Origin of the sequence: uncultured Algibacter sp. (assembly GCF_947495675.1) — a bacterium.
Classification (GTDB): domain Bacteria; phylum Bacteroidota; class Bacteroidia; order Flavobacteriales; family Flavobacteriaceae; genus Algibacter_B.
In genome coordinates this window covers 59458-85809 of sequence record NZ_CANLZX010000003.1, presented here as the reverse complement: position 1 = coordinate 85809, position 26352 = coordinate 59458, and the positions used below count along the sequence as shown (strand labels likewise).

Annotated in this window: 19 protein-coding genes and 1 tRNA gene; 15 read left to right on the top strand and 5 right to left on the bottom strand. The window is 29.8% G+C overall.

Features of this window, described 5'->3' with window-relative positions; genetic code table 11:
• Position 1: 1 nt before the first annotated feature.
• From rimM to Q0842_RS02950, 3 genes are all read right to left on the bottom strand, one after another.
• The gene (rimM, locus tag Q0842_RS02960) at positions 2 to 532 is read right to left on the bottom strand and encodes a ribosome maturation factor RimM (protein WP_298494164.1); all 531 of its coding nucleotides are present in this window, start codon (positions 530 to 532) and stop codon (positions 2 to 4) included.
• A 167-nt stretch (positions 533 to 699) separates the two neighbouring features.
• Positions 700 to 1215, bottom strand: coding sequence for a 30S ribosomal protein S16 (locus Q0842_RS02955; RefSeq protein WP_298494162.1), 516 nt, complete (start codon positions 1213 to 1215; stop codon positions 700 to 702).
• A gap of 96 nt (positions 1216 to 1311) precedes the next feature.
• A complete protein-coding gene (locus tag Q0842_RS02950; protein ID WP_298494160.1) occupies positions 1312 to 2370 on the bottom strand; it encodes a lactonase family protein in 1059 nt (352 codons plus the stop codon).
• A 193-nt stretch (positions 2371 to 2563) separates the two neighbouring features.
• Between Q0842_RS02950 and dnaE the strand changes: the two genes are divergently transcribed.
• The 11 genes from dnaE to Q0842_RS02895 all read left to right on the top strand — a co-directional run bounded on the left by dnaE (position 2564) and on the right by Q0842_RS02895 (position 18507).
• Positions 2564 to 6949, top strand: a complete 4386-nt coding sequence (gene dnaE / locus Q0842_RS02945) for a DNA polymerase III subunit alpha (protein ID WP_298494158.1) — start codon at positions 2564 to 2566, stop codon at positions 6947 to 6949.
• Between the two features lie 290 nt (positions 6950 to 7239).
• Positions 7240 to 7557: a thioredoxin gene (gene trxA, locus Q0842_RS02940; protein WP_298237715.1), complete on the top strand. Its 318-nt coding sequence runs from the start codon at positions 7240 to 7242 to the stop codon at positions 7555 to 7557.
• A 145-nt stretch (positions 7558 to 7702) separates the two neighbouring features.
• On the top strand, positions 7703 to 8245 hold the full coding sequence (locus tag Q0842_RS02935; RefSeq protein ID WP_298494156.1) for a ClpP family protease: 543 nt from the start codon (positions 7703 to 7705) through the stop codon (positions 8243 to 8245).
• Positions 8246 to 8288: 43 nt separating this feature from the next.
• Positions 8289 to 9218, top strand: coding sequence for a DUF58 domain-containing protein (locus tag Q0842_RS02930; protein WP_298494154.1), 930 nt, complete (start codon positions 8289 to 8291; stop codon positions 9216 to 9218).
• A gap of 81 nt (positions 9219 to 9299) precedes the next feature.
• A tRNA-Asp gene (locus tag Q0842_RS02925) sits at positions 9300 to 9373 on the top strand.
• Between the two features lie 417 nt (positions 9374 to 9790).
• On the top strand, positions 9791 to 12070 hold the full coding sequence (locus tag Q0842_RS02920) for an ATP-binding protein (RefSeq protein ID WP_298494152.1): 2280 nt from the start codon (positions 9791 to 9793) through the stop codon (positions 12068 to 12070).
• A gap of 111 nt (positions 12071 to 12181) precedes the next feature.
• Positions 12182 to 15550, top strand: coding sequence for a sigma 54-interacting transcriptional regulator (locus tag Q0842_RS02915; protein WP_298494150.1), 3369 nt, complete (start codon positions 12182 to 12184; stop codon positions 15548 to 15550).
• Between the two features lie 175 nt (positions 15551 to 15725).
• Positions 15726 to 16136, top strand: coding sequence for a hypothetical protein (locus tag Q0842_RS02910; RefSeq protein WP_298494148.1), 411 nt, complete (start codon positions 15726 to 15728; stop codon positions 16134 to 16136).
• A gap of 11 nt (positions 16137 to 16147) precedes the next feature.
• Positions 16148 to 16573 (top strand): hypothetical protein, encoded by a 426-nt coding sequence (locus tag Q0842_RS02905; RefSeq protein WP_298494146.1) that lies wholly within the window; start codon positions 16148 to 16150, stop codon positions 16571 to 16573.
• A complete protein-coding gene (locus tag Q0842_RS02900; RefSeq protein ID WP_298494144.1) occupies positions 16554 to 18038 on the top strand; it encodes a PAS domain-containing sensor histidine kinase in 1485 nt (494 codons plus the stop codon). The genes Q0842_RS02905 and Q0842_RS02900 overlap by 20 nt, the downstream gene beginning before the upstream one ends.
• A 13-nt stretch (positions 18039 to 18051) precedes the next feature.
• On the top strand, positions 18052 to 18507 hold the full coding sequence (locus tag Q0842_RS02895; RefSeq protein ID WP_298494142.1) for a response regulator: 456 nt from the start codon (positions 18052 to 18054) through the stop codon (positions 18505 to 18507).
• Positions 18508 to 18708: 201 nt separating this feature from the next.
• Here the strand turns inward: Q0842_RS02895 and Q0842_RS02890 are convergent, their stop codons facing one another.
• Positions 18709 to 21213: an outer membrane beta-barrel protein gene (locus tag Q0842_RS02890; RefSeq protein ID WP_298494140.1), complete on the bottom strand. Its 2505-nt coding sequence runs from the start codon at positions 21211 to 21213 to the stop codon at positions 18709 to 18711.
• Between the two features lie 184 nt (positions 21214 to 21397).
• On the opposite strand from Q0842_RS02890, the gene Q0842_RS02885 reads away from it, so the two are divergent.
• The 4 genes from Q0842_RS02885 (at position 21398) to Q0842_RS02870 (ending at position 25545) form a co-directional block, all read left to right on the top strand.
• Positions 21398 to 22402, top strand: a complete 1005-nt coding sequence (locus tag Q0842_RS02885; protein ID WP_298494138.1) for a LacI family DNA-binding transcriptional regulator — start codon at positions 21398 to 21400, stop codon at positions 22400 to 22402.
• 364 nt (positions 22403 to 22766) lie between these two features.
• Entirely contained in the window at positions 22767 to 22916 is a 150-nt protein-coding gene (locus tag Q0842_RS02880) for a hypothetical protein (protein ID WP_298494136.1), read from the top strand.
• A gap of 109 nt (positions 22917 to 23025) precedes the next feature.
• Positions 23026 to 24861: a sensor histidine kinase gene (locus Q0842_RS02875; protein WP_298494134.1), complete on the top strand. Its 1836-nt coding sequence runs from the start codon at positions 23026 to 23028 to the stop codon at positions 24859 to 24861.
• Between the two features lie 9 nt (positions 24862 to 24870).
• On the top strand, positions 24871 to 25545 hold the full coding sequence (locus tag Q0842_RS02870; protein ID WP_298494132.1) for a response regulator: 675 nt from the start codon (positions 24871 to 24873) through the stop codon (positions 25543 to 25545).
• Positions 25546 to 25806: 261 nt separating this feature from the next.
• Here the strand turns inward: Q0842_RS02870 and Q0842_RS02865 are convergent, their stop codons facing one another.
• Positions 25807 to 26310, bottom strand: coding sequence for a DUF456 domain-containing protein (locus Q0842_RS02865; protein ID WP_298494130.1), 504 nt, complete (start codon positions 26308 to 26310; stop codon positions 25807 to 25809).
• Positions 26311 to 26352: the final 42 nt, after the last annotated feature.

Sequence of the window (26352 nt, the reverse complement as noted above, 5' to 3'; positions counted from 1 at the left end):
ATTATTCTTCTAAATATAAATCAATTAACCCTTCAGGGGTTTCCACAATAATGGTTTTATTGTCTCTATCAACTTTTACAATAAATTCATCATTCATAGGAATTAAAATTTCAATACCATCTCGATCAATTTCAAAAAGGGACTGTGCTGTAGAGTCATTAATGGCTTTTATGACACCAACCTCTCCAAAGTTTTTATCTTCAATGATAAAGCCTATTACCTCATGAAAGTAAAATTTGTTGCCCTCAAGCTTAGGTAGTAAATCTAGAGGTAAGTATAAATTACTTTTCATAATAGCATCGGCATCTGCTTCGGTATCAACATCTTCAAACTTGATACGTAACAATTCAGATTTGTGTAATTGGGAGTGTTCTATAAAAAAGGGTAAAAGATTGTTTCTTAGTTCTACAAAAATAGCATCTAAGTTTTCGTAAATTTCTGGCTGGTCGGTATCTAGTTTAGCTAAAACCTCGCCTTTAAAACTATATTTTTTTACAATTTTTCCTAAGTAAAAACAATCTTCTTTTTTCATAGAAAAGCCATTTGTTATTTCCGCGAAGGTGGAAATTTTAATTATTTAAATATAATGAGATTCCCATTTTCATGGGAATTATTTAATCAAATTTTTTTTACAAGTTTCATTAAATAAAAAACTCCGATATTTCTATCGGAGTTTAAAAGTATAAAAAATTTTGTTTTTTATTCTTCTTCGTTTGAAGTTTCAGCTTCAGCAGCAGGAGCTTCTTCAGTTGCTTCCTCTTCTACAACAGGAGCAGCAGCAGCAATTCTTGCTTCGTTAACCGCTTTTTCAGCAGCTAAAGCATCAGCTTTTGCTTTTGCTTCAACATCAGATAAACCGTCAGCTTTTGCTTGAATTTTAGCTTCTTTTTCTTCTAACCAAGCAGTAAATTTAGCTTCTGCTTGCTCTTCAGTTAAAGCACCTTTTCTAACACCACCTGCAAGATGATTTTTTAATAAAGCACCTTTGTAAGACAATAAAGTCTTAGCAGTATCAGTTGGTTGTGCACCATTCTGTAACCATTGTACAGCACCATCAACATTTAATTCTACAGTTGCTGGGTTTGTGTTTGGGTTGTAAGCACCTAATTTTTCTAGGTATTTACCATCTCTTTTTGAACGTGCATCAGCTGCTACGATCCAGTAATAAGGTTTTCCTTTTTTACCGTGTCTTTGTAATCTAATTTTTACTGGCATAATAATTAATTATTTGAGGTTCTCGACCTCTGTTATTAATAAGGGCGCAAAGATACTATATTTTTTTAAAAAACAGAGTTTTATTTAAAAACGAACTTAAAATAATAAGCAAACGGGTTCTGGAACTTTTAAGTCGCTTAAAAATGTGAGTTTTCCTGAAGTTTTGTCAACACTAAATACAGCTATATTTTCAGTTTTCATATTAGCTACTAGTAGAAACTTACCTGTTGGGTCTAAAGTGAAATTACGTGGCCAATCACCATGAACAGATATGCTTTGTGTTTTGTTGAGTTTTCCGTTTTTGGTATTACGCTCAAAAACAGCAATAGTATTTTCTCCTCGATTAGAGCCGTAAACAAAACGTTCGTCTTTAGAAAGGTGAATGTCTGCGCATTTGTTAAATGCAGTAAAATCTGGATCTAGAGTGTTGTCTTCGTCAATTTGTTTAAACCCTTTTTTTGTTCTTTTAATTGAGGTAATAGTGGCTCCATATTCGTTAATTACATAAATAAACTTACCATCTTTTGTTAGTTTAAAATGACGTGGACCAGGATTTCCTTTAGTTTTTATAATAGCTTCAGAGTTTAATTTATAGTCATGTCCATCAAGTATGTATTGATACATCGCATTTCTTCCTAAATCTGCCGTAAATAATTCATCATTAAAAAACAAAGAAGAATGTGCATGCGATTTTGTTTCAGTACTATTTTGATTAAAAACTTGAGTGGCCTCTGCTAAACTTCCATCTTTGTTTATTGGATAGATTGCTATGGTGCCTCCTCCATAGTTTGATACTGAAATTTTTGTACCATCTGTATTTATAGAGATATGGCAAGGGCCTTTGCCATTACTACTAACACGGGTTAATAATACTAAACTTCCATCCTCTTTTATTTTGTAGGAAGAAATGAACCCGCTTTCACTACCGTTTGTAGAATATAAAAATTTTTTATCTGGAGCATAGGTTAAAAATGAAGGATTATCAATTGGAATGGCGAGTTGGAGGTCGCTTAATTGTCCTGTTGAGGTGTTAAAATTTACTTTGTAAATCCCCTTACTATTTCCTTTGGTATAGGTGCCTATATACAGTTGTGATATTTGCGAATAGCTGTTAAAACAAAATATAAATGCTATTAGGTAGATGAATGATTTCATGTGATTGTTAATTATTAAAAAATCTAATTTATGATAAATTATCTTATAGAGGTTTGAAATGTTTATGAGCCCTATATTTTTTTTGTTTACAACTGTTTATAACTTCATTTTAAAAAAGTGAGTTTTCTATGTATTTTTATATGCTCGTTATTTTCGAATAACGATTAAATATTTCGCCAAATAAACATCATATATGTATTTAATTTTCGATACCGAAACTACCGGATTACCAAAGCGTTGGGATGCACCAATAACGGATACTGATAATTGGCCACGGTGTATTCAAATAGCATGGCAACTACACGATAGTATGGGTAACTGTATTGAAAGTCAGGATTATTTGGTGCAGCCAGAAGGGTTTAATATACCTTATGATGCCGAAAAAATTCATGGTATTTCTACAGAGTTGGCTCAAGAGCAAGGTGTGCCTTTAGCAGAAGTTTTAGAAAAATTTAATGAAGCCTTAGGTAAAACTAAGTTTGTTGTTGGGCAAAATGTAAAGTTCGATTTAAACATAATGGGTGCCGAATTTGTGCGTGGCGATGTAGAGAACCCGTTACAAGAATTACCTGTTTTAGATACATGTACAGAACATACAGCTAGTTTATGTGAGATTCCTGGTGGACGTTATGGTAAATTTAAGTTGCCAACCTTAACGGAGTTACATGAGTTTTTGTTTAATGTGCCTTTTTCTGAGGCGCATAATGCAACTGCCGATGTGGAAGCAACTACACGTTGTTTTTTAGAGCTAATACGTTTAGGTGAATATACTAAAGAGCAACTTGATGTTCAGCCAGATTATTTCGAGGATTTTAAAAAGAAAAATCCCGAAACTATTCAGTTAATTGGTTTAAAACACATAAATTTAAAAAAAGAAAGTGCTAAAATTGCAGCACGTTTACAAAAAGCAGAATCAAGCGTTTCTTCTGCAGATATAAAACAAAATGCATCTAATTTAGCAGATGTTGATTTTGTTCACCTGCATAATCATTCACAGTTCTCGGTTTTGCAATCTACCATGGGAGTTGCAGATATTGTTGCTGCCGCTGGTGAGTATAACATGTCTGCAGTAGCCTTAACAGATCATGCAAACATGATGGGGGCATTTCACTTTGTTAATGCAGTTAATAAGTTTAACGGTGGTGTAAAAGCAAAAATTGCCGAAGCAAAAGAAAAAGGTGAGACTACCAATGCTAAGTTAATAAAACCAATTATAGGTTGCGAGTTTTTTGTGTGTGAAAATCATTTAGATAAAACCAGAAAAGATAATGGTTATCAAATCGTATTACTTGCAAAAAACAAAAATGGGTATCATAATTTAGCAAAACTGTCATCGCATGCCTTTGTAGATGGATTTTATTATCTACCAAGAATTGATAAAAAATTAATCCAGCAGTATAAAGAAGATTTAATTGTACTAACTGGTAATTTATATGGTGAAGTTCCGAGTAAGGTTTTAAATGTTGGAGAAAATCAAGCGGAAGAAGCTTTACTTTGGTGGAAAGAAGAATTTGGAGACGATTTGTATGTTGAATTAATGCGCCATAATCAAGAGGATGAAAATCGTGTAAACCCCACTTTAATTAAACTCGCAAAAAAGCACGATGTAAAGTTAGTAGCATCAAATAATACGTACTATAGAAAGCAGGAAGATGCTAACGCACACGATATTTTATTATGTGTGAAAGACGGTGAAAAGCAAGCGACGCCTATAGGAAGAGGTCGTGGCTATCGATACGGGTTACCAAATCAAGAGTATTATTTTAAGTCTGCCGAGGCCATGAAAAAGTTGTTTCAGGATGTTCCCGAAGCAATTATTAATGTGCAAGAAGTTGTAGATAAAATAGAAGCATATCAACTAGCTCGTGATGTGTTATTACCAGCGTTTGATATTCCAGATGAATTTAAACATGACGAAGATATAGCCGATGGAGGAAAACGAGGTGAAAATGCGTATTTAAGGCACTTAGTTTATGAAGGTGCAAAAAAACGCTACGGTGAAAAACTATCAGAAGAGGTAACAGAACGACTCGATTTTGAATTAAGTGTTATTGAAAATACAGGGTATCCTGGATATTTTTTAATTGTAGAAGATTTTATTCGAGAAGCAAGAAATATGGATGTTTCGGTAGGTCCGGGGCGTGGTTCTGCTGCGGGATCTGTGGCAGCATATTGTTTGTGGATTACTAATATAGACCCTTTAAAATACGACTTGCTTTTTGAGCGTTTCTTAAATCCAGATCGTATTAGTATGCCAGATATTGATATAGATTTTGATGATGAAGGTCGAAGTCGTGTTATGGATTATGTAATCGAAAAATATGGAAGCAACCAAGTTGCTCAAATTATTACTTATGGTACAATGGCTGCTAAATCGTCAATTCGAGATACAGCACGTGTGTTAGATTTACCTTTATTTGATGCCGATAGAATTGCAAAATTAATTCCTACAATGTCTAAACTCGGAAAGATTTTTGGGTTAGATGAAAAGGAATTAGGAAAGAAATTTAGAGCCGAAGATTTAGAAAAAGTCAATGAACTTTTAAATATAGCTGATGGGTCAGATTTACAAGCCGAAACCGTAAACCTAGCCAGAACGCTTGAAGGCTCCGTTAGAAATACAGGAATTCATGCTTGTGGTGTAATTATAACACCAGATGACATTACCAAGTTTGTGCCAGTTTCTTTAGCCAAAGATTCTGATTTGTATGTCACACAGTTTGATAACTCGGTGGTAGAAGATGCAGGGCTTCTTAAAATGGATTTTTTAGGATTAAAGACGCTTACGTTAATTAAAGACACCGTTAAAATTGTAAAAGCAAAACATGATATTTTATTAGATCCTGAGAGTTTTCCTCTAGATGATGAAGAAACGTATGCTTTATTCCAACGTGGAGAAACCGTCGGGGTATTTCAATATGAATCTCCTGGAATGCAAAAACACTTACGTGATTTAAAACCCACAGTTTTTGAAGATTTAATTGCTATGAATGCCTTGTATAGACCTGGACCAATGGAATATATACCAAGTTTTGTTCGGAGAAAACATGGTGATGAAGATATCGAGTACGATTTACCAGCCATGGAAGAGTACTTAAAAGAAACTTACGGTATTACAGTTTATCAAGAGCAAGTGATGTTGTTGTCCCAAAGTCTTGCAGGATTCACCAAAGGTGAGGCCGATGTACTTCGTAAGGCGATGGGTAAAAAGCAAATTGCTGTTCTCGATAAAATGAAGCCTAAATTTATAAAGCAAGCAAGTGAAAAAGGACATGATGCTAAAATTTTAGAGAAAGTTTGGAAAGACTGGGAAGCCTTTGCTAGTTATGCTTTTAATAAATCACATTCCACATGTTATGCATGGATTGCTTACCAAACCGCATACTTAAAAGCACATTATCCTGCAGAATATATGGCAGCGGTTTTATCGAATAATATGAACGATATTAAGCAAGTTACCTTCTTTATGGAAGAATGTAAACGCATGAAATTAGACGTTTTAGGGCCAGATATTAACGAGTCGTTTTACAAGTTTTCGGTAAATAAAGATAATGCGGTACGTTTTGGGATGGGGGCTATAAAAGGTGTTGGACATGGAGCTGTTATGACCATTGTTGAAAATCGAAAAGAAGATGGGCATTATAAATCTATTTTTGATTTTGCAAAACGTATTGATTTGCGAGCTGCTAACAAAAAAGCGTTTGAAAATCTAGCATTAGCTGGAGGTTTTGATGGTTTGGGAGATACGCATCGCGCACAATATTTCCATGATGATGGCGACGGAATTACCTTTTTAGAGAAGGCAATTAAATTTGCCCAAAAGCATAAAGAAAATGAGAATTCTGCTCAGATAGATATGTTTGGAGAACAGAGTAGTGTACAGTTTTCTGAACCCGAAGTGCCCCCGTGTGAAGAGTGGGGCACAATGGAGAAATTAAGTAAAGAACGCGAAGTTGTTGGAGTTTATATTTCTGGTCATCCTTTAGATGATTTTAAAACCGAAATGAAAACGTTTTGTAATGCTACCGTTGGCATGTTTAATACTTTAGAGCCTTATGTTAATCGCGAATTAGTTTTTGGAGGCGTGGTAACCGATGTGCAGCATCGAGTAAGTAAACAAGGTAAAGGTTGGGCGCTTTTTACAATTGAAGATTATACAGATAGTTACGAGTTTAGAATATTTGGAGAGGAGTATTTAAAATTTAGACACTTCTTGCTTAAAAATAGTTTTGTGTTTGTAAAATCGTTTGTTAGAGAAGGTTGGGTAAATAAAGATACTGGAAAGAAAAGTGATCCTAGATTGCAGTTTAATAGTTTTCAGTTATTGCATGATGTTATGGAAAATTATGCAAAAAAATTGTCTATTCAAGTTGATATTAAAGATTTAGACGAGCAAAAAATAACCGCTTTAAAAGAATTAATACATATGCATCCAGGTAATCAGGCTTTAAATTTCTTGGTTTATGATATGAAGGAGAAAATAAAATTAAGCATGTCTAGTAGAAGGCAAAAAGTAAAAGTATGCCAAGAGCTTTTAAGTGAGTTGGAAGCTCAAGATGTAAGATTTAAACTAAATTAAAGTTGCTCATTGCGCAAAGGATAGAAGTGATATCCTTTTTATGGAGTTTAAGGGTTGGTTTATATATTTTTTATATAAAATAACTTGTTTTGCAAGGTTTTAAATTAGTTGCCAAGGTGCTTCACAAAAAGATAAAGCGGATAGCCTATTTTATGCGCCAAAAAAATTAGGATAAACCTAGCTAATATCATCATAGGCAAAACAAATTGTTGGTTTGTAAGCTTTCGAGTTTTTTTTGACTAAATTTGTGTTGTTAAAACGAATTAAGAACATATTAAAATATAAATATTATGGCATTAGAGATAACAGATGCAACGTTTGAAGAAACGGTATTAAAGAGTGATAAACCTGTTTTGGTTGATTTTTGGGCTGCTTGGTGTGGACCTTGTAGAATGGTTGGGCCAATTATTGAGCAAATAAGTGATGAATATGATGGTAAAGCTGTTGTAGGAAAGGTTGATGTTGATGCTAACCAAGAATTTGCTGCTAAATACGGTGTGCGTAACATACCTACAGTTTTAGTTTTTCAAAACGGAGAGGTAGTTGGACGTCAAGTTGGTGTAGCTCCCAAAAATGCTTACACAGATGCTATTGATGGGCTTTTGTAGTAGATATAAAAAAAGAAAATTGAAAAGGTTTGCCGTAATGGTGAACCTTTTTTTATTTTAGATGCAAATTAAAATTTGAGAAGCAAAAACTATAATGCTCTCAACTATATAAAAATAATTAAATCACCGAAAAATTTAAAATAATATGAGTGAATATAAAAAAATTCAAGACGCTATTGATAGTAAGTTAATTGAACAACGTAAAGTGTTTTTATGGGGTCAAGTTGATGATGATTCTGCAAAACATGTTATAGATAGATTAATGTATTTAGATGCTTTAGGAACTTTTGATATTACACTTTATATTAACAGTCCTGGTGGTTATGTAACCTCTGGATTTGCTATATATGATTGTATTAAATCGTTAAATAGTCAAGTATCTACAGTTTGTACTGGCTTTGCAGCTTCTATGGGGTCATTAATATTATCTGCAGGTACAAAAGGAAAGCGATTTATAAAGCCACACGCTCGTGTTATGATACACCAACCAAGTGGCGGTGCGAGAGGGCAGGCAAGTGATATTGAAATTACTGCTAAAGAGATTATAATTACTAAAGAGTTAAGCGCACAAATATTAGCAGATAATTGCGGACAAACATTTGAAAAAGTGATGAAAGATTTTAACCGCGACCATTGGATGGGTGCACAGGATTCTGTGGCCTATGGTATAGTAGATGCTGTTATCTAGTATAGCATTTATAGAAGTCTGTTAGCCTATTATTTTTAAAAGAATGAATTTACAAAACGAACTTAATAAAGCAGGAGGTTTTAAAAATCTTGAGCTACTTGCTAAGCAAGTAGTTGAAGGTTTTATAGCTGGTATGCATAAAAGTCCGTTTCATGGTTTTTCTGCTGAATTTGCAGAACATAAAATTTATAATCAAGGCGAAAGTACAAGACATATAGATTGGAAGCTATTTGCTAAAACCGATAAGCTTTACACAAAGCGATACGATGATGAAACGAATTTGAGATGTCATATAATTTTGGATAATAGTAGTTCCATGCATTACCCAAAATTAGATACGTTTTCAATTAATAGCTTAAATAAAGTTGCTTTTTCTGCATTAGCTGCAGTAGCTTTAATGCATATTTTAAAAAAACAGCGTGATGCTGTGGGATTAAGTATTTATAGTGATAACTATGATTATTATGCCCCAGAAAAGGGGAGTGAGCGCCATCATCAAATGTTATTAAATCATCTAAGTGAAGCTGTAATTTCAAAATCACATAATAAACAAACAGAGACTTATAAATATTTGCATGAAATAGCAGAAAAGGTTCATAGACGATCTTTAATATTTTTATTTACAGATATGTTTCAAACATCTGAAGATGATGTTAAGCTATTTGAGGCCTTAAGACATTTAAAATACAATAAGCATGAAGTCATTTTATTTCATGTATTTGATAAAAAAAAGGAGTTAAATTTTGAGTTTGATAATAAACCAAAAAGGTTTATAGATGTTGAAACAGGTGAGTATATTAATTTATATGCAGATACTGTCAAGGATAGTTACAATAAAACTGTTAATACGTACTTTGAAGCTTTGCGTTTAAAATGCGCACAATACAAAATAAAATATGTTGAAGCAGACATAAATAAAAATTTCGATAACATCCTCACAACCTACATGATAGAGCGCCAAAAATTTATTTGATGAAAAATTTCTTTAAAAAAGACAAAAAAAGATTTGAGATATAAAAAAAGGCGTGTATATTTGCAACCGCAATAATGCAACGGTCTGGTAGTTCAGTTGGTTAGAATGTCGCCCTGTCACGGCGAAGGTCGCGGGTTCGAGTCCCGTCCAGACCGCAAAAAATTGCAAAAGAAAGCTCTGAGAAATTAGGGCTTTTTTTGGTAATTATAACGATGTTGTGTTGATCACGCCAAAAGCGTGATGTAGTTTACCAATTTAGTTGGTATTCCAATGGAAAGCTTTCCTTTTTTCTGTGAAGAAGATAGGGATGCTTTTTTGTTTTAGATGCTTTTTTACTTCATAAAAGTTTAAATATTAAACGTTAAATCTTTGAATTATAAAGTCTAGTTATTATAGCATTTTAGCCATTTCTGTAAAATCGAAATTTTCTAATATTAATGTTTTGTAGGAATATCGTACCTTAACAAGAATTAATTTTAAGATTATATATAAATGTTGTAGTGTATAATTAATGTATAATGGCACTTACTTTATAGTACTAAATTAAATTTATTCATAGAAATAAAGGTTATATGAATCTGTATATTACTATTCTTCTGGAGTTTTTACTTATATCTTCAAGTATTATCTTATTGTTTAAGTATAGAGCTAAAATAGGTTTAGCACCACTTTACATACTTTTAGGTTCTGTACAATATTTACAAGCAAATGCTGGGAGTTCTTTTAAATTTGAATTATTTGATAATTATGATATTTATCCAGGTTCTATAATATTATTTAGTGCGGTATTATTTGCCATATTGTTAATTTACATTAAAGAAGGTGTGGCAAGTGCAAGAGCTCTAATTATTGGAATTATAGTATCAAATATTGTTATGACATTGATGTTTGAAATTATATATATTCAAACGCAAATAGGTCATGTTATTAGTAATTCCCCATCAGGCTCTGATGGTTATTTTAATCAAAATTTTAAGTATTTTTTACTTGGTACAAGTATATTACTAGTAGATTTTTTATTTATTATTATTCTTTATCAATATTTATTATCTAAAATTAAAAAAATATCTTTTTTTTTAGTTCTATTTATTTCACTTTTTACAGTATTGATATTTGATGCTTTTGTTTTTAATTTCTTTTTGTATTATGGTACAGAAGTGTTTAAAACATCATTAATTAGTCATCTTTTTGGTAAAACTATAGCGGCATTTGTATATGCTATAATACTCTATATGTATTTAAAATATATTGATAAAGAAAAATCAAAATCAACAACATTTATCGCTAATCAAGATAGAGATGTATTATCAATTATAAAATATAAACAACGATATTTAAATCTAAAAATTGAAAAAGAACAGGTTGAGTATAAGTTAACAGGCCAATTAAGACGAAATTTAAATCAAATTTCCGATGGGTTTATATCTTTAGATAGTAATTGGTGTTATATATACGTTAATAATAGAGCTGCGGAATTTATTGGAAAATCACCTGATGATTTAATAGGTAAGAATATTTGGGAAGTGTTTCCAGAAGGTGTTAATCTTCCTATTTATAAAGAATATCATAGAGCTTTTGAAATACAAGAAACTGTTTATTTTGAAGATTATTACAAACCTCTAGATAAATGGTTTGAAAACCGAGTTTACCCATCTAAAGAAGGATTAACTATTTATTTTACAGATATAACAGAAAGTAAAAAAGGTGCTATTAAAAGCCAGTTGTTGCTTTCATTAATTGAAACTAGTGATAATTTTGTTGGATTAGCAACATTAGAAGGTAAGCCTCTTTATTTAAATTCAAGTGGTAGGCAGTTAGTAGGTATAAAAGAAGAAGAATTAACAGGTTCTATTACAGATTTTTTTCCTGAAAAATATAAAGATAAAGTAATAAAGGAGCAAATGCCGAGAATTTATAAAGATATAAAATGGAAGGGTGAAATTGAATTTAATCATTTTGAGTCTGGTAAATTATTACCTGTAGAAATGTCTGGTTTTTTAATTCGAGATAACAATTCAAATGAGCCAATGGCATTAGGGGTTGTGGCTTCTGATATTTCTGAACGTAAGAAAGCGGAATTGGAACTTAAAAAATACAGAAATAACCTTGAAGAACTTGTAAAATTAAGAACAGCAGAGTTAGAAAAAGAAAAAGTAAAAGCACAATCTGCAGATTTAATGAAGTCTGCTTTTTTAGCAAGCATGTCTCATGAGCTAAGAACACCAATGAATTCTATAATTGGATTTACAGGAATATTATTAAAAGAGTTTGCAGGACCATTAAACAAAGAACAAAAAAAACAATTAGGAATGGTTAAAAATAGTAGCCAACACCTTTTAGGATTAATTAATGATATACTAGATTTTTCTAAAATTGAAGCTGGAAAATTAAAAGTGTCCTTGCATCCATTTAATTACTTAATAACTTTAGAAAAAACTATAGATTTTTTAATGCCTCAAGCAGTTAAAAAAGGACTTGTTGTTAATTCTGAAATAACCGAATTTGATATAACTTTAAATAGTGATGAAAGAAGAGTAGAGCAAATATTAATCAATTTAATATCAAACGCAATTAAATTTTCTAGCGAAGGAATCATATTGGTAAAAGTTGATGTAACAGATAATTTTGTAGTAACTCAAGTAATTGATCAAGGTATAGGTATTAGAAAAAAAGATATTGATAAATTATTTGAACCATTTATTCAAATAGATGTTGGGTTAAATGAAAACCAAGAAGGTACTGGACTTGGCTTAACTATTAGTAAAAATTTAGTTGAAAAGTTAGGTGGTGAAATTAAAGTGGAAAGTATAATTGGGAAAGGAACTAATTTTACATTTACACTTCCTAAATAAATTGCAAAGATTAAATGATACTTGTATTGACAGTAAACTTGTTTAAATTTAAAGTATATTATTATATTTTTAAAGCTACACAAACCTTGCTGTTTCATAAAGAAAAAGATAATGAGTAAAAAAACTATTTTAATAGTAGATGATACTTTTGAAAACTTATACCTGTTAAGAGTTATACTCGAAGAAGCGGGTTACATAGTTATTGAAGCAAAAAATGGTAGTGATGGATTAAAAGAACTGTACAAAAACAATAAAGTAGAATTAATTATTTCAGACATATTAATGCCAATTATGGATGGCTATCTATTTTGTCAAGCATGTAAAAAAGAGAAATTATTTGCTGATATTCCTTTTGTTTTTTACACATCTACTTATACAGAAGAATTAGATGAAGATTTCGCTTTAAAACTAGGAGCCACAAAATTTTTAAGAAAACCAATAGAGCACGATAAATTACTTTATACTGTAAATAATATATTTGGTAATTTAGAAAAAAACAAAACACAAATTGAAAACTCAAAAATTTCTCAGGATGAAGTTTTAAAGCTTTACAGCGAACGTTTAATAAATAAATTAGAGCAAAAAAGTTTAGATTTAGGTAATGAAGTTGCAGAACGTAAGAAAGCAGAGCAATTATTAATTCAAAAAAATGAAATATTAGATTTAATAGCTGTTAATACGCCTTTAAAAAAAATATTTAAAAAGTTACTTTTAAATTATGAAGCAGTTCATCCTAATTATTTTGGTTCTATTAGTATTCTTGAAGAAGACGGAATTCACCTTAATCTAGTATCCGCACCGTCAATGCCTAAGCCTTATAATTTAGCTTTAAAGCGTTTTGCAATTGGTAAAAATGTAGGGTCTTGTGGTACTGCGGCATTTACCAAAAAACCAGTTATTGTCTCGGATATAAGTAATCATGATTCTTGGAAGGATTATAAGGCTTTGGCTTCAGATTTTAATTTAAAATCATGTTGGTCAATACCAATTTTATCTAAAAACAATACTGTTTTAGGTACTTTTGCAATTTATAGTAAATCGGTAAGCAAACCAACTTTAGAAGAGATTAGGGAGCTTAATTTTGCTGTTAGTTTAGCTAACATCACCATAGAAAGATTTAGGGCAATTGAAGAAATAAAAAAAGAAAAAGAGTTTTCTTCAGGACTTTTAAAATCTATGCATGAAGGCTTATATGCTATAAATTTAGAGTCTGAAATAATTAGTGTAAACCCATCATTTTGTAAAATGACAGGTTTTACAGAAAAAGAATTACTTGGTTTAAAACGCCCTTACCCATTTTCACCTCCAGAGTTAAAAGAAAAAAATGATGAACGTTTTAAGTTATTAACTCAAAACAAAAATAAATCTAATTACGAAAACACTTATATGCATAAAAGTGGTAAGCGTTTTCCGGTACAGGTTATAGTATCAAGTATACTCGATGAAAAAGGAGCAAAAATTGCAAATTTTGCAACCATACAGGATATTACCGAGCGTAAAGCAGCCGAAATAGAATTAAAATTAGAAAAAGAATTTTCTGAAACACTAATTACTTCATTAAATGAAGGATTATCTGTAGTAGATACAAATGGGATTCATATAAAAGTTAATTCTGCTTTATGTGAAATGACAGGTTTTACAGAAAAAGAATTAGTAGGTATTAAGGCTCCTTTTCCTTATTGGCCACCAGAAGAGTATGATTCAATTTATAAAGCTTTTAATGATCCTTTAAATAGTTTAGATAAAAATAGACGAGCTATATTAATGAGGAAAAACGGAGAGCGTTTCCCTGTAATGCTATCAAGTTCCATTATAAGAAACAATAAGGGTAAAGTTTTAGCATATTTTACTATAATTACAGATATTACGTATAGAGTACAAACAGAAAGTTTTTTAAAAAAAAGTGTTAAAATATCAGAACAACGTAAAAATATTATCATTGAATTAGCTAACCTCATTGGAGAGGATTTTTATTCATCTTTAAAAAAAATAGCGACAACATCGGCTAATGCACTAAATGTTGCTTTGGTGACTATTTGGGAATTTAAAAATGATAATACTGAATTGTTAAGTAGAATTCATTTTAATAAACTAAATAATGAATTTGAAACAGAAAAGGTATTAGTTAAAAAAGATGAATTTCCAGAATATTTTGATGCATTAAAAAATGAAACCAGTTTAAATATTTCAGATGTATTAGTTAATCCAATAACTAAAGCATTTTCTGAAAAGAAATATACAGCTGCTAAAATATTAGCAAGAATAGATGTTTTGGTATATGGTAGAAATGGTAATTATGGTGTAATTAGTTTTGAATGTATAACTCCAAATAGGGTTTTTACATCAGAAGAAGAAAGCTTTGCAACATCAATAGCTAGTATTGTGGCTTTAATGGTAGAAAGTAAAGAGCGTACATTGGCAGAGGTTAATATGAAAGAAACGAATGAATTACTTGTAAAAGCCAATACAGAATTAACAGAATTACGAAACCAATTAGAACGAGAAAATGTTTACTTAAGAAACGAATTAGACTTAGTTTTTAACTATGAAGAAATGGTTTATGGTAGTGAAGAATTTAGTGATGTTTTAACCGAGGTAGAAAAAGTTGCACCAACAAATGCTACGGTATTGTTATTAGGCGAATCTGGCACAGGAAAAGAACTTTTAGCAAGGGCAATACATAATAATAGTCTTAGAAATAGTAAGCCGTTAATTAAGGTGAATTGTTCAGCTATACCTAGAGAACTTATAGAAAGTGAATTGTTTGGGCATAAAAAAGGGTCGTTTACAGGTGCTTTTAGCGACAAAGTTGGGAAATTTGAATTAGCTGATGGTGGTACTTTATTTTTAGATGAAATTGGCGAACTACCATTAGATATGCAACCTAAAATTTTAAGATTTTTACAAGAAGGAGAAATAGAGGTAGTAGGAGGAACAGGATTAAAAAAACTAAATGTAAGAGTCATTGCTGCAACTAATAGAAATCTTATAGAGGAAATTGAAAAAAAACAATTTAGAGAAGATTTATATTTTCGTCTTAATGTATTCCCTATTATTGTGCCTTCGTTAAGAAAAAGAAGAGATGATATTCCCTTATTAGTAGAGCATTTTGTCGATAAGTTTAACAAAGCATATGACAAGAATATTAAATATATCTCTGATGATTCTATGATGCAACTTAAATCTTATGATTGGCCAGGAAATATAAGGGAGTTAGAGAATTTAATTGAAAGATCTGCTATTTTATCTAATGATGAAACCCTGTTAATTCCGGGGTTTGAATCTGAAATTCAAAAATCTAAACTAGCGATTAATGATAAAAATTTAACGCTTGCAACAATACAGCGCAATCACATTTATCAAGTTCTTGAAAAATGCAATTGGAAAATTAGCGGGCCAAATGGAGCATCTACCATGCTTGATTTAAAACCTAGTACTCTAAGGGATAAAATGAAAAAACTAGGTATTAGTAAACCGTAAATTAATAACGGTATACCGTTATTATTAAAAACAGGAAGAAAAATACACGGCATACCGTGTTTTTTCTTCCTGTTTTGTTTTTGCTTGAATTCATAATACGCTTATAGTAAGTATTTTAAGTTGTTATTTAATATTGCGGCACGCCAATTGTCATATAATTCTTCAAATAGTTAGAATGAAGAAGGAGATTATATTTGATAATGTTAAATTTTGGTTAGACCAACATATTATCTATTGCAGTTTTAATAGCAAATTTGATAAAAGAATTCTTGAAATAGAAATTGAACAACTCTTTGTAGAGGTTATAACTGCATTTTCACTTGATAATTACAAACCTATATTAATTGATTTAACTAATTTAAGTTATTCTAAAGCTTATAGTTTATACAAGTTTATATCACGTAATACTAATATAAAAGCGCATGTAATTTCAAAGTCTTTTTTGGTTAGATCATTAAATGTAAAATTGTTATTTAAACTATATAGTATTGGAGATGATGGTGTTATTCCTATTCAAATAAGCACTAATTATAATAGAGCTATAGCGTATAGTCAAAAACAATATTCAGAATTCAATTCAATTTAATTTAAACATGTATGAATGAAGGGGTGATAATTTATGAAAATGCCATGTTTTGGACAGATAGTTCTGGGATACTTTATTGTAAATTTAATAATAAGGATTCTAAATCTACACTAGATTATAAAACAGCAAAGCGCTATATAGATGCTATAATTAATTTGTGTAACGGTAAAGCTATGCCATTTTTAATAGATGTTAGAGACGCTAAGGGTACCTTTTCGATTGCAGCTGCCAAATTAATAGCAAAAAACATTGAACTAGTGAAACTTAGAATTTCTGAGGCATTTGTAATTAATAGTATTGGTATTACATTATTAATTACTAGTTATAAAAGAATATTTAATCCTATTACACCATTTGCAGTTTTTAGGGAATTAGATACCGCTAAAGCTTATAGTTTAGATACAAAAGACAAGTTTTATGGAAGCATTCAAGTATAATATATTAGACAGTCTAGAAGGTGACTTAAAAGATGTTGTAAGTGATAATTCTATAATTACAATTACAGATTCATTAGGTAGAATCAAATATGCTAATAAAGAATTTTGCGAAATATTAGAATGTGAAGCTAATAGCTTAATTGGAGAAACCCATAAGTTATTTAAATCACATCTTCATACAGATAAGAAGTATAAAGATTTGTGGAGTACTATTAGAATGAATAATAAATGGCATGGTGTTTTAAGTGGTAAATCTACTAGTGGAAATCAATTTTGGTTAGATACTACAATTATACCTGTAACTAACAAGCTAGAAAATACTACAACCCACATAGCAATATATAAAGACATAACAGAATCGCATATACAAACAACACAATTAACAGAACGTAATATTGAATACTCAAGGTATAAATCAATTTATCAATCTAATAATGTGGGTGTTATAGTTGTTACAGATAACCAAGGGAGTATTATAGAGTGGAACAAAGCAGCAGAATTAGCTTTTGGGTATTTAAAAAAAGAAATTTTAGGGTATCCGTTATCTGTTTTAATATCTTATAGGTCTAAAAAAAGAAATATTAAAGAATTAGTAAGGGCAATAGATAAAATTAAATATAAGAACAAAACTGGTACAATAGAAATGTATTGTGTTCGTAAAAATGAAAAAGAATTCCCTGTTGAATTTACTTTAAATACAATAAATACAGAAAATAATAATATCTATTGTGCCACGATAATTGATATAACAAAACGTAAAAAGTTAGAAGATAAATTAAAACAACAAACGAATGCTTTAGAAATATATTTAAATCGTGTTAAGCATGATATTGTTGCACCTTTTGCATCAGCAGAGGGATTACTTGAACTTTTAAAAGATGAAGAAGTAAGCGAAAGAGTTAATACTTTATCAGATATGTTGATTAAAACAATACAAGTTGGTAAAACTCTGGTTAACAATTTAAATCATGAACCAATAATTGCAAACAGGACAAATGCATTGCAAATTATTGATTTTAATATTATAATCAATCAAGTTTTAGAGTTGCTTTCTGGATCAAAAAACTTTGAGTTATTTAAAATTAATAAAGACATTATTAATTATCATCACTATAATTCTAACCCAGAATGGATAATGTCCATATTCCAAAACCTAATTCAAAATGCTTTAAAATATTCTAAAGAACTATCTAATGGATATACTCCAAAAATAGATATATCTGTTAAATCTTTACAAAAACAGGTGATTATAAAAGTTATTGATAATGGGGCAGGAATAAGTGAAAATTGTATTGATAATGTTTTTAATTTGAACTACCGAGCTTCTAAAGATGATGCGCCAGGAGATGGATTGGGATTATATATTGTAAAAAATATTGTAGAAAATTTAGAAGGAACCATTAGTGTTAAAAGCGAAATAAATAAAGGAGCTAGTTTTGAAATTATATTACCAAACCTAAATTAAAAGCCACCAAATTATGAAAGTAAATATTATGTTAATCGATAACAATGTAATTGACTTATTTGTTAGTCAAAAAAATATCGAAAAATTAGAAATTGATTCAAGTATAAAAACTTTTAATAATGGATTTTCTGCTATTAGTTTTTTAGAAAAAATTAATACAGAAAACAATCAACAATCTATGTTTATTCCAGATTTTATTTTATTGGATATAAATATGCCTAAAATGAATGGGTTTCAATTTTTGAGTGCATTCAAAAAACTAGATATATCAAAAGAAAGAAACATCAAGATTTTTATGTTATCTGCATCAAACAATATAAAATTTATTGAGAATGCTAAAAGCGAAAGATTTTGTAGCGGTTATATAGAAAAGCCTATAAATGTCAAAAAATTAAATAACATGTTTAAAAGTTTTAAACCCTTTTTAAAAGAGTTTGATTATCATGATAATGATGTCAATATTGTGTAATCAATAAAACATTTTACAACTTCTTTTAATATAAAAGAGACTTTAAATAGTTGTTGATTAAAAGTATTAAGTAATTAATAGCGAGGGGGTTTGGTGAGACTTACTCCTTTTTTAAGCATTCTGTTTTCATCTTTGAAAATTAGAGTGCTTTTTTTATTTAATAAGGTTGGAAAAAAAATAAAAAAGTTTGCTATGTAATCTTTAAAACTCGCGTTTGCCAAACTCACTATCAATAAATTTAGACTTGTTTTTTACCGAATTAAAGTTGTAAGATAGGTTTATAGAAATCATATCCACCTCATACACATAATTAGTGGTGGTATAAAATTGATTTGGTCTAGACGTTGTAATACGCTGCTCATTAGTTTTAAGCATGCCCATATCAATATTTTGCCATTGCATTGTAGCTGTTAAACGATCATCAAGAAATGTTTTTCTAAAGGTTAAATTAGGCGAATAAAATCTTGAATCTTCTCCCATTGCTGTATTTCTATCGGATAGATAATTAAATGTAAACTGTAGAGAAGCATTGTTCCAAAATGAATAAGTTGAATTTAAATTTAAAGAGTAAATAGTGGATTTACTATCAATATTGTAGGTTCTTGAAATACCATCTCTATGATTAAAATTTAAAACACCATCAATGGCATAATTATAAACATTAGCTCCAATTATATTAGACCAGTTTTTTGTTGGTTTAATAGTAGCCCCAACTTCTAAACCAATAGCATTACTTTTACCAACATTAGAATAAACACGGTTAATTATACTATCAATTACAACGCCTGTAGATTCATAGGCTAATGTGTTTACACGATTAATAACATTGTTTACATGCCTAAAATATGCGGTTGCATATATTGAGTTACCGCCCTTAATTTTTTTTGTAACCCCTATTTCAGCTAAGTCAATAAATTCTGGCAATAAAGTATTGTCTCCTTGTTCAAACACTTCAGAATGCTCACGTTCTGCAAAGCTATTCATTTTTAATGTTGTTGTGCGTTCAACCCTTTTGCTATAAGCTGCTTTAATATTTGTTTTATTATTTAAAGCATATTGAATAGATGCTGAAGGGAATAATTTTACAAAATCATATGTATAAATATTAGGGTTAGTTTCGCTTTTTAGGGCTTCTGTATACGTTCTGTCCATAGATTCTAGTCGTACTCCTGCAGCATAATCCCATTTGCTTTTTTTGCCAGTTAATTGTACATAACCAGAGTGAATAATACGTTCTAATTCAATATCACTTGAGAATTCTGTTACTAAATTTCCGTCACGCTCATAAACAAATTCACCTGTATGGTCTATGTCACGATATTGGTATCCCGTTTCAATAGTGCCAAATGTAAATGGTTTCCATTTGTAATCTATATTAAAGCGTGTTCCATAAAGCGGATTATCATTGGTGTTATATTCTTTTTGGTAAATAATACTATTATCAGGATGCCCTAAGTTGTCATTTTCAGTTGGCCCACCTAAAAAAGTATATTCATATAGAATAGATGTCGATAATTTTGAGTTGTCATTAAATACATGAGCATAATCAAAACTACCTAAAGCAAAATCGCCTTTTCGTACCCTTAAATTATGGTTATAATATTCAAATGTATATAACCTATTATCACTACCAATTGGAGATACAGCATGGTTATCATAATATACAATATCTGCAAGTCTCTCTTTTGTGTGCTTTCCGGCGAAAAAGCCTAAAGAGAATTCATCTTTTTTATTAGGTGTGAAATCAATATTAAAACGGCCATTATAACTTATATCATCAAAACTACGTTCACCATCAGATGGTAAGAAGGTAGTTTTGTTTTCGGCTTCATTTATAATAAACATTTCGCCTTCTCGACGTCCTGTTTTATCATTACGTTGGTAGCTAGCACCTAAAGAGATGTTCCATTTGTCGTTTCGTTTATTTACCGTAGCATCAATACCATATCGCTGTGCTGCAACTTTTGTATCATAAGGTTCGATAGATGGGAAACCACCACGAATATTTACTTGTGCAAATGTGCCGTTGGTAGCTCCTTTTTTTGTTTTTATATTTAATATGCCACCTTTCCCTTCTGGGTCGTATTTTGCTGATGGAGCCGTAATAAGTTCAACTGTTTCTAAAGCATTTGCTGGTAATTGTGCTAAAATAGCACTAGCATCTCCTTGCGTTGGTTTGCCATTAATTAAAACAGTAAAGCCTTTACTTCCTCTAACACTTATTTTACCTTGACCATCAACTGTGACAGACGGTAAATTTTTAATAACATCAACAGCATTGCCGCCTTCGCTATTTTGGTATTTTTTAGTATCGAATACTTGACGATCAATTTTATGTACTACCGCAGAGCGATCTGCTTTAACAAGAACTTCGTTTAGTTGGCTTCCTAAGTTTAGTTTTAAAGTACCCAAATAAATGGTTTGTCCTTTTTTATTAATCTCAATTGTTTTTGTTTTTAAAGTTGTATACCCCATAAAAGAGGCTTCTAAATAGTAGGTTCCTGTTTTAATGTCATCTAAATTAAAAACACCGTCTTTATTTGTAACAACACCAGTTACTAATTTTCCGCCTGAATTATATAAAGCGGTAGTTGCGAATTCTATAGGCTCATTACTATCACTATCAATAACTTTTCCTGTAATTTGGCTATGGGTTAATTGGGTTCCTGCAAAAAGGAATAATAAAATTATAATTAAATATTTCATTAAATAGTTTGATTTAGTTTGTGAAATTAATGCTTAAATTACAGTAAGCAAAAGTAAATTTATTAATACTAATCTACCTTAAAAAGGCTAAAAATAAAAAAAAGGATAGGTTAAAAAATAAATAATAAATGCTAATAGTTATTTTGTAAATTGCGTAGATATAAAAAAAACAAGTGTTATTAAAATGGTTACTTTAAAACAATTAGCAAAAGAATTAAACGTTTCAATCTCAACAGTTTCAAAAGCATTAAATAATAGTGTAGAAATTGGTGAAGATACAGCCCGTCGTGTTAAAGAGCTTGCAGAATTGTATAATTATAAACCTAACAAAGTAGCACTAAGTTTAAAAAATAATAAAACTAAAACGATTGGAGTTATTATACCAAATATTCTAAATAGGTTTTTAGCAAAAGTTTTATTTGGAATTGAAAGAGAAGCCACAAAACAAGGGTATAATATAATTACATATATATCTAATGAATCTTTAGATAAGGAAAAAGCAAGCTTGCAACTTTTAGCAAATGGAAGTGTTGATGGTTTTATATTATCAGTAGCTGAAGAATCTCAAATGAAAAATGAGGTTGAGCATTTTAAAAGAACAATTAAACAAGGGTTGCCTATTGTAATGTTTGATAGGGTAGCGCATGATGTATTATGTGATAAGGTAATAGTAGATGATTTTGATGCGACATACAACGCCACAAAAAGTTTGATAGAAGAAGGTAGAAAGAAAATTGTATTTATAAGTAATATTAATGATATAAGTGTAGGTAAGTTAAGAGAGCGTGGTTATAATAAAGCAATTTTAGAAACAGGAAGCCTTGAGCCTTTTGTTTTAAAGATTAAAAAGAAAGATGACCACCAAAAAAAGATAAAATCATTATTTAAGAAAAATAAAAATATTGATGGTATTATAGCTGCAGATAGCTCTTCAGGTATTATAGCATTAAATACAGCAGTTAATTTTGGTTTTAAAGTTCCAAAAGATATATCTGTAATTGCATTTGCTAGTAAATCAGAATCTAATCATACACTTCCTCGATTAACGACAATTAGGCAACATGCCAAAATAATTGGTGCAAATGCAGCCGAATTGCTTATAAACAGAATACAAAACACGGGTTTAGATAAAGATGTAAAAACAAAAATAGTAAAGACAAGTTTAATCAAAAGTAAATCTACTTTATAGTCTTAATCCTACATATCTGATAAAATGTGCATTTCATCGATAAAATAACATGCATTTCGTCGATTATTTTACACTTTGTCGAAAAAAATATGCATTAAATCACTTGTTGCTATATTTTAGCATCTCCTAATTAAGCGACTTTAATATTCCCTAAGTTTAATTAAGAAAAATTAATCCACTTTGACTTTTTTAAGTCATTTCCCTCATTAAAAATTTTACAAATCGTACTGCATTTTGTGTATTCGATTTTAAGTTAATTATCCATTTTTTCCCTTAGCTACGATTTTTTTTAAAAATCTTAGTTCGACAATTCTATTTCAAAAGAATAGAGAAAAAAATTTGAAACCTTAAAATTTGAATACATATGAAATTCCTTAAAATTACTTTAATAGCAACATTATTTTTTGCTTCAATCACATCATGTACTAAACAAGATTTAACAGAAGACGACATACAAGTTGCTCCAAATACTGAAATACCAGCTCCAGGAACAGGTGGTGGTATTGATGACTAATTTTTTAAAGTTTAAAAAAACGTACCCTTCACTATTATAGTGAAGGGTTTTTTTGTTTATATATTGAAAAATTATAAATACATTTGATGAAATAGCTAACATTTTTTTTTTGAAATCTTTATTTTATATAATTGTATTTTTTCTTTTCTATTTTTCTTGCTTTGGGCAAAAACAAACTAGACTTGAAGTTGTTGATTCAATTAATCAATATGTATTAAAAAATAAAACTCAAGATTCTTTAACAATTGCTAATGCTTATTTTAAAATTGGTGAATTATATAGATATAGTTTTTTAGCGGATAGCTCATATCTATATTATCATAAAGCAGAAAAATATTACGAAAAATTAGACAAAAAACTTCATTTAGCTCGTACACTTTACGGAATTGCTGTAATTCAAAAAAATGAAAAAGATTTAACAGGAAGTGAGTTAACATCTATACAAGCCATTACATTATTAGAATCTTTAGATGAAACTGATGATGTGATGAAATATAAATCATTTGTTTACAATAATTTAGGCTTGGTATTTGGACAATTAGAGCAATATGAGGAGTCTATAAACTATTATAAAAAGTCTTTAAATTTAAAGAAAAGCTTAAAAGGTAATAATGTTAGTACAATTGATAATTCTAAAAATAACTTAGCATTATCATATAAAAATAATGGTAAGTATGATTTAGCAGTTGATACTTATAAAGAAATATTAGCCAATAAAAATTTGATAAAAGAAAGACCTGATATTTATGCTTTAGTATTAGATAATTATGCACATACTTTATTTCTAGACAAAAAACATGATCAACTACCAGAATTATATTTTAAAGCTTTAAAAATAACAGATAGTGTAAACCCAAATGGTTACAACTCAATAGTTATAAACCAACATTTGGCAGAATATTTTGATAGTAAAAACAATAAGAAATCAGCAAAATATTATGCTTATAAAGCCAAAAATATTTCAGAACAATATCATAATGACGATTTGTTAAAATCTTTATTATTACTATCAAATATTGAAGATGGAGAAAAATCTGCAGAACACTTAAAAGCTTACGTTAAACTAAATGATAGTTTGCAAAAAAGTGAGCGTTCTATCAGAAATAAATTTGCGAGAATTCGTTTTGAAACTAAACAAATCGAACAAGAAAACATTCAAATAGCAAAAGAACGCTTGTGGTTATTAATCATTTCTATCATAGTTATTTTAGCGTCATTTTTGTTATATCTTGTTATTTCTCAAAGGAATAAGAATAAAGAATTACAGTTTACACAAAAACAGCAAGAAACTAATGAAGAAATTTATAACCTTATGCTGTCTCAAAACGAAAGTATTGAGGAGGCAAGAACATTAGAGAAAAAAAGAATTTCTGAAGAATTGCATGATGGAATATTAGGGCGTTTATTTGGTACAAGATTAAGTTTAGATAGCTTAAACATGAGCAACAGTAATGATGCTATTAAAACAAGAGAACAATACATTGAAGAACTTAAAACAATTGAAGAAGATATTAGAAAAGTATCACATGAATTAAACACAGATTTTGTTTCTGGTTCTGGTTTTATTGATATTATTAAGACATTAGTCGAAACTCAAACATTAGCATACAAACTTAATTATGAATTAACTCAAGACGATGATATAAATTGGGACTCAATAACTAATAAAAAGAAAATTCACATATATAGAATTATTCAAGAAACACTTCAAAATATTTATAAGCATGCAAATGCTACCAAAGTATATATTAGTTTTAATTTAAAAAATAATGTAATTTGCTTAACAGTAAAAGACAATGGTATTGGATTTGATGTTAATAAAGCTAAGTCTGGAATAGGATTAAAAAACATGAATTCAAGAATTAAAGAAATAAATGGAACAATACAAATTAGTTCTCAAAAAAATGAAGGCACAGAAGTAATCATAGAAGTGCCAATACCATAACTCCAAATTATGACTGAAATAATTAAAATACTTATGATTGATGATCACCCTATGATTATTGAGGGGTATCAAAACACATTATTATTCACAAAAAAAGACAATCAAGAATTAGTAATTGATATTGCTAATAATTGTGATGAAGCTTTGGCATACATGGATAAATCAGTTCAATTAGAAAGGCCATATAATGTTCTTTTTGTTGACATAAGTTTGCCTCCATCATCTAATGGTTTAATGAGTTCAGGAGAAGATTTAGCAGAGTATGCTAGAAAGGTTTTACCAAATGCTAAAATCATTATTTTAACCATGTTTAATGAGTCATTTAGAATTCATAATATTATTAAAACTATAGATCCAGAAGGATTTATGATTAAAAGTGATTTAACATCTAAAGAATTAGCAAGTGCTTTTCAAGCAGTCCTTAATAATCCACCATTTTATAGCGGTACTGTTAATAGTCATATAAGAAAAGCTATTACAAGTGATATAGTAATTGATGATAAGAATAGAAAAATACTTTATTTATTATCTCAAGGTGTTAAAACAAAAAATTTAGCCACTCATTTAGATATATCATTAAGTGCCATAGAAAAAAGAAAAAAACAGCTTAGAGAAATATTTGAAGTAAGTGATGGGCAAGATGAAACATTGCTTTCTGAAGCTAGAAAAAAAGGATTTGTATAGCTAAAAGATTACATAAAATAAAAAAAAGTGATTTTTATTTAAAAATCACTTTTTTTTTATACCATTAAAACCTTTACTATAACTGAATTGTACAGTTACCCCGTAAAATTGTTACGGGTTTCCCGCAGTTTGAAGATAATAGTTCTAAGTATATTTGTACTATCAACACTTCAAAAATTAATTAATCCCTCAATTTTTTTGTTGATAATAGCAATTTACACAAACCCTATGGAGGTGAGAGACCCATAGGGTTTCTTCTTTTTAAAACTGAAATAATATGTTTCGGTAATCCCATAAAGTGCCAATAAATAATCCAAGGTAAATTATAGCAACAACAAACTTTATAAAGGTAGATGTTAAAAACCCTATAAATGAACCAAATGCTGCCTTAGTAGCTGTTTTTGTGTCGTTTTTATTAATCAATTCTCCAATTAATGCACCAATAAAGGGCCCAATAATAATACCTCCAGGAATTGGAGCTATTAATCCAACAATAAGTCCTATTGTGGTTCCTATCATGCCATACTTACTACCACCAAAACGTTTTGTACCAATGGCTGGAATTATATAATCTAAAATCCAAATAAACATTGCTATTGCGAATGTTATAATTAGAAAAGATTTATCCATAGGTATAGCATCTGTGAAATGAAGTACTAAAAGTCCAATCCAACTAGTAAGAGGCCCTGGTAAAACAGGTAAAAAGCTGCCAACTATACCTAAAAGCATAATAAACGCAGCAATAATAATTAAAATAATATCCATAAAATTGTTTAAGTTATATACTAATTAGACTAAAAACCATGC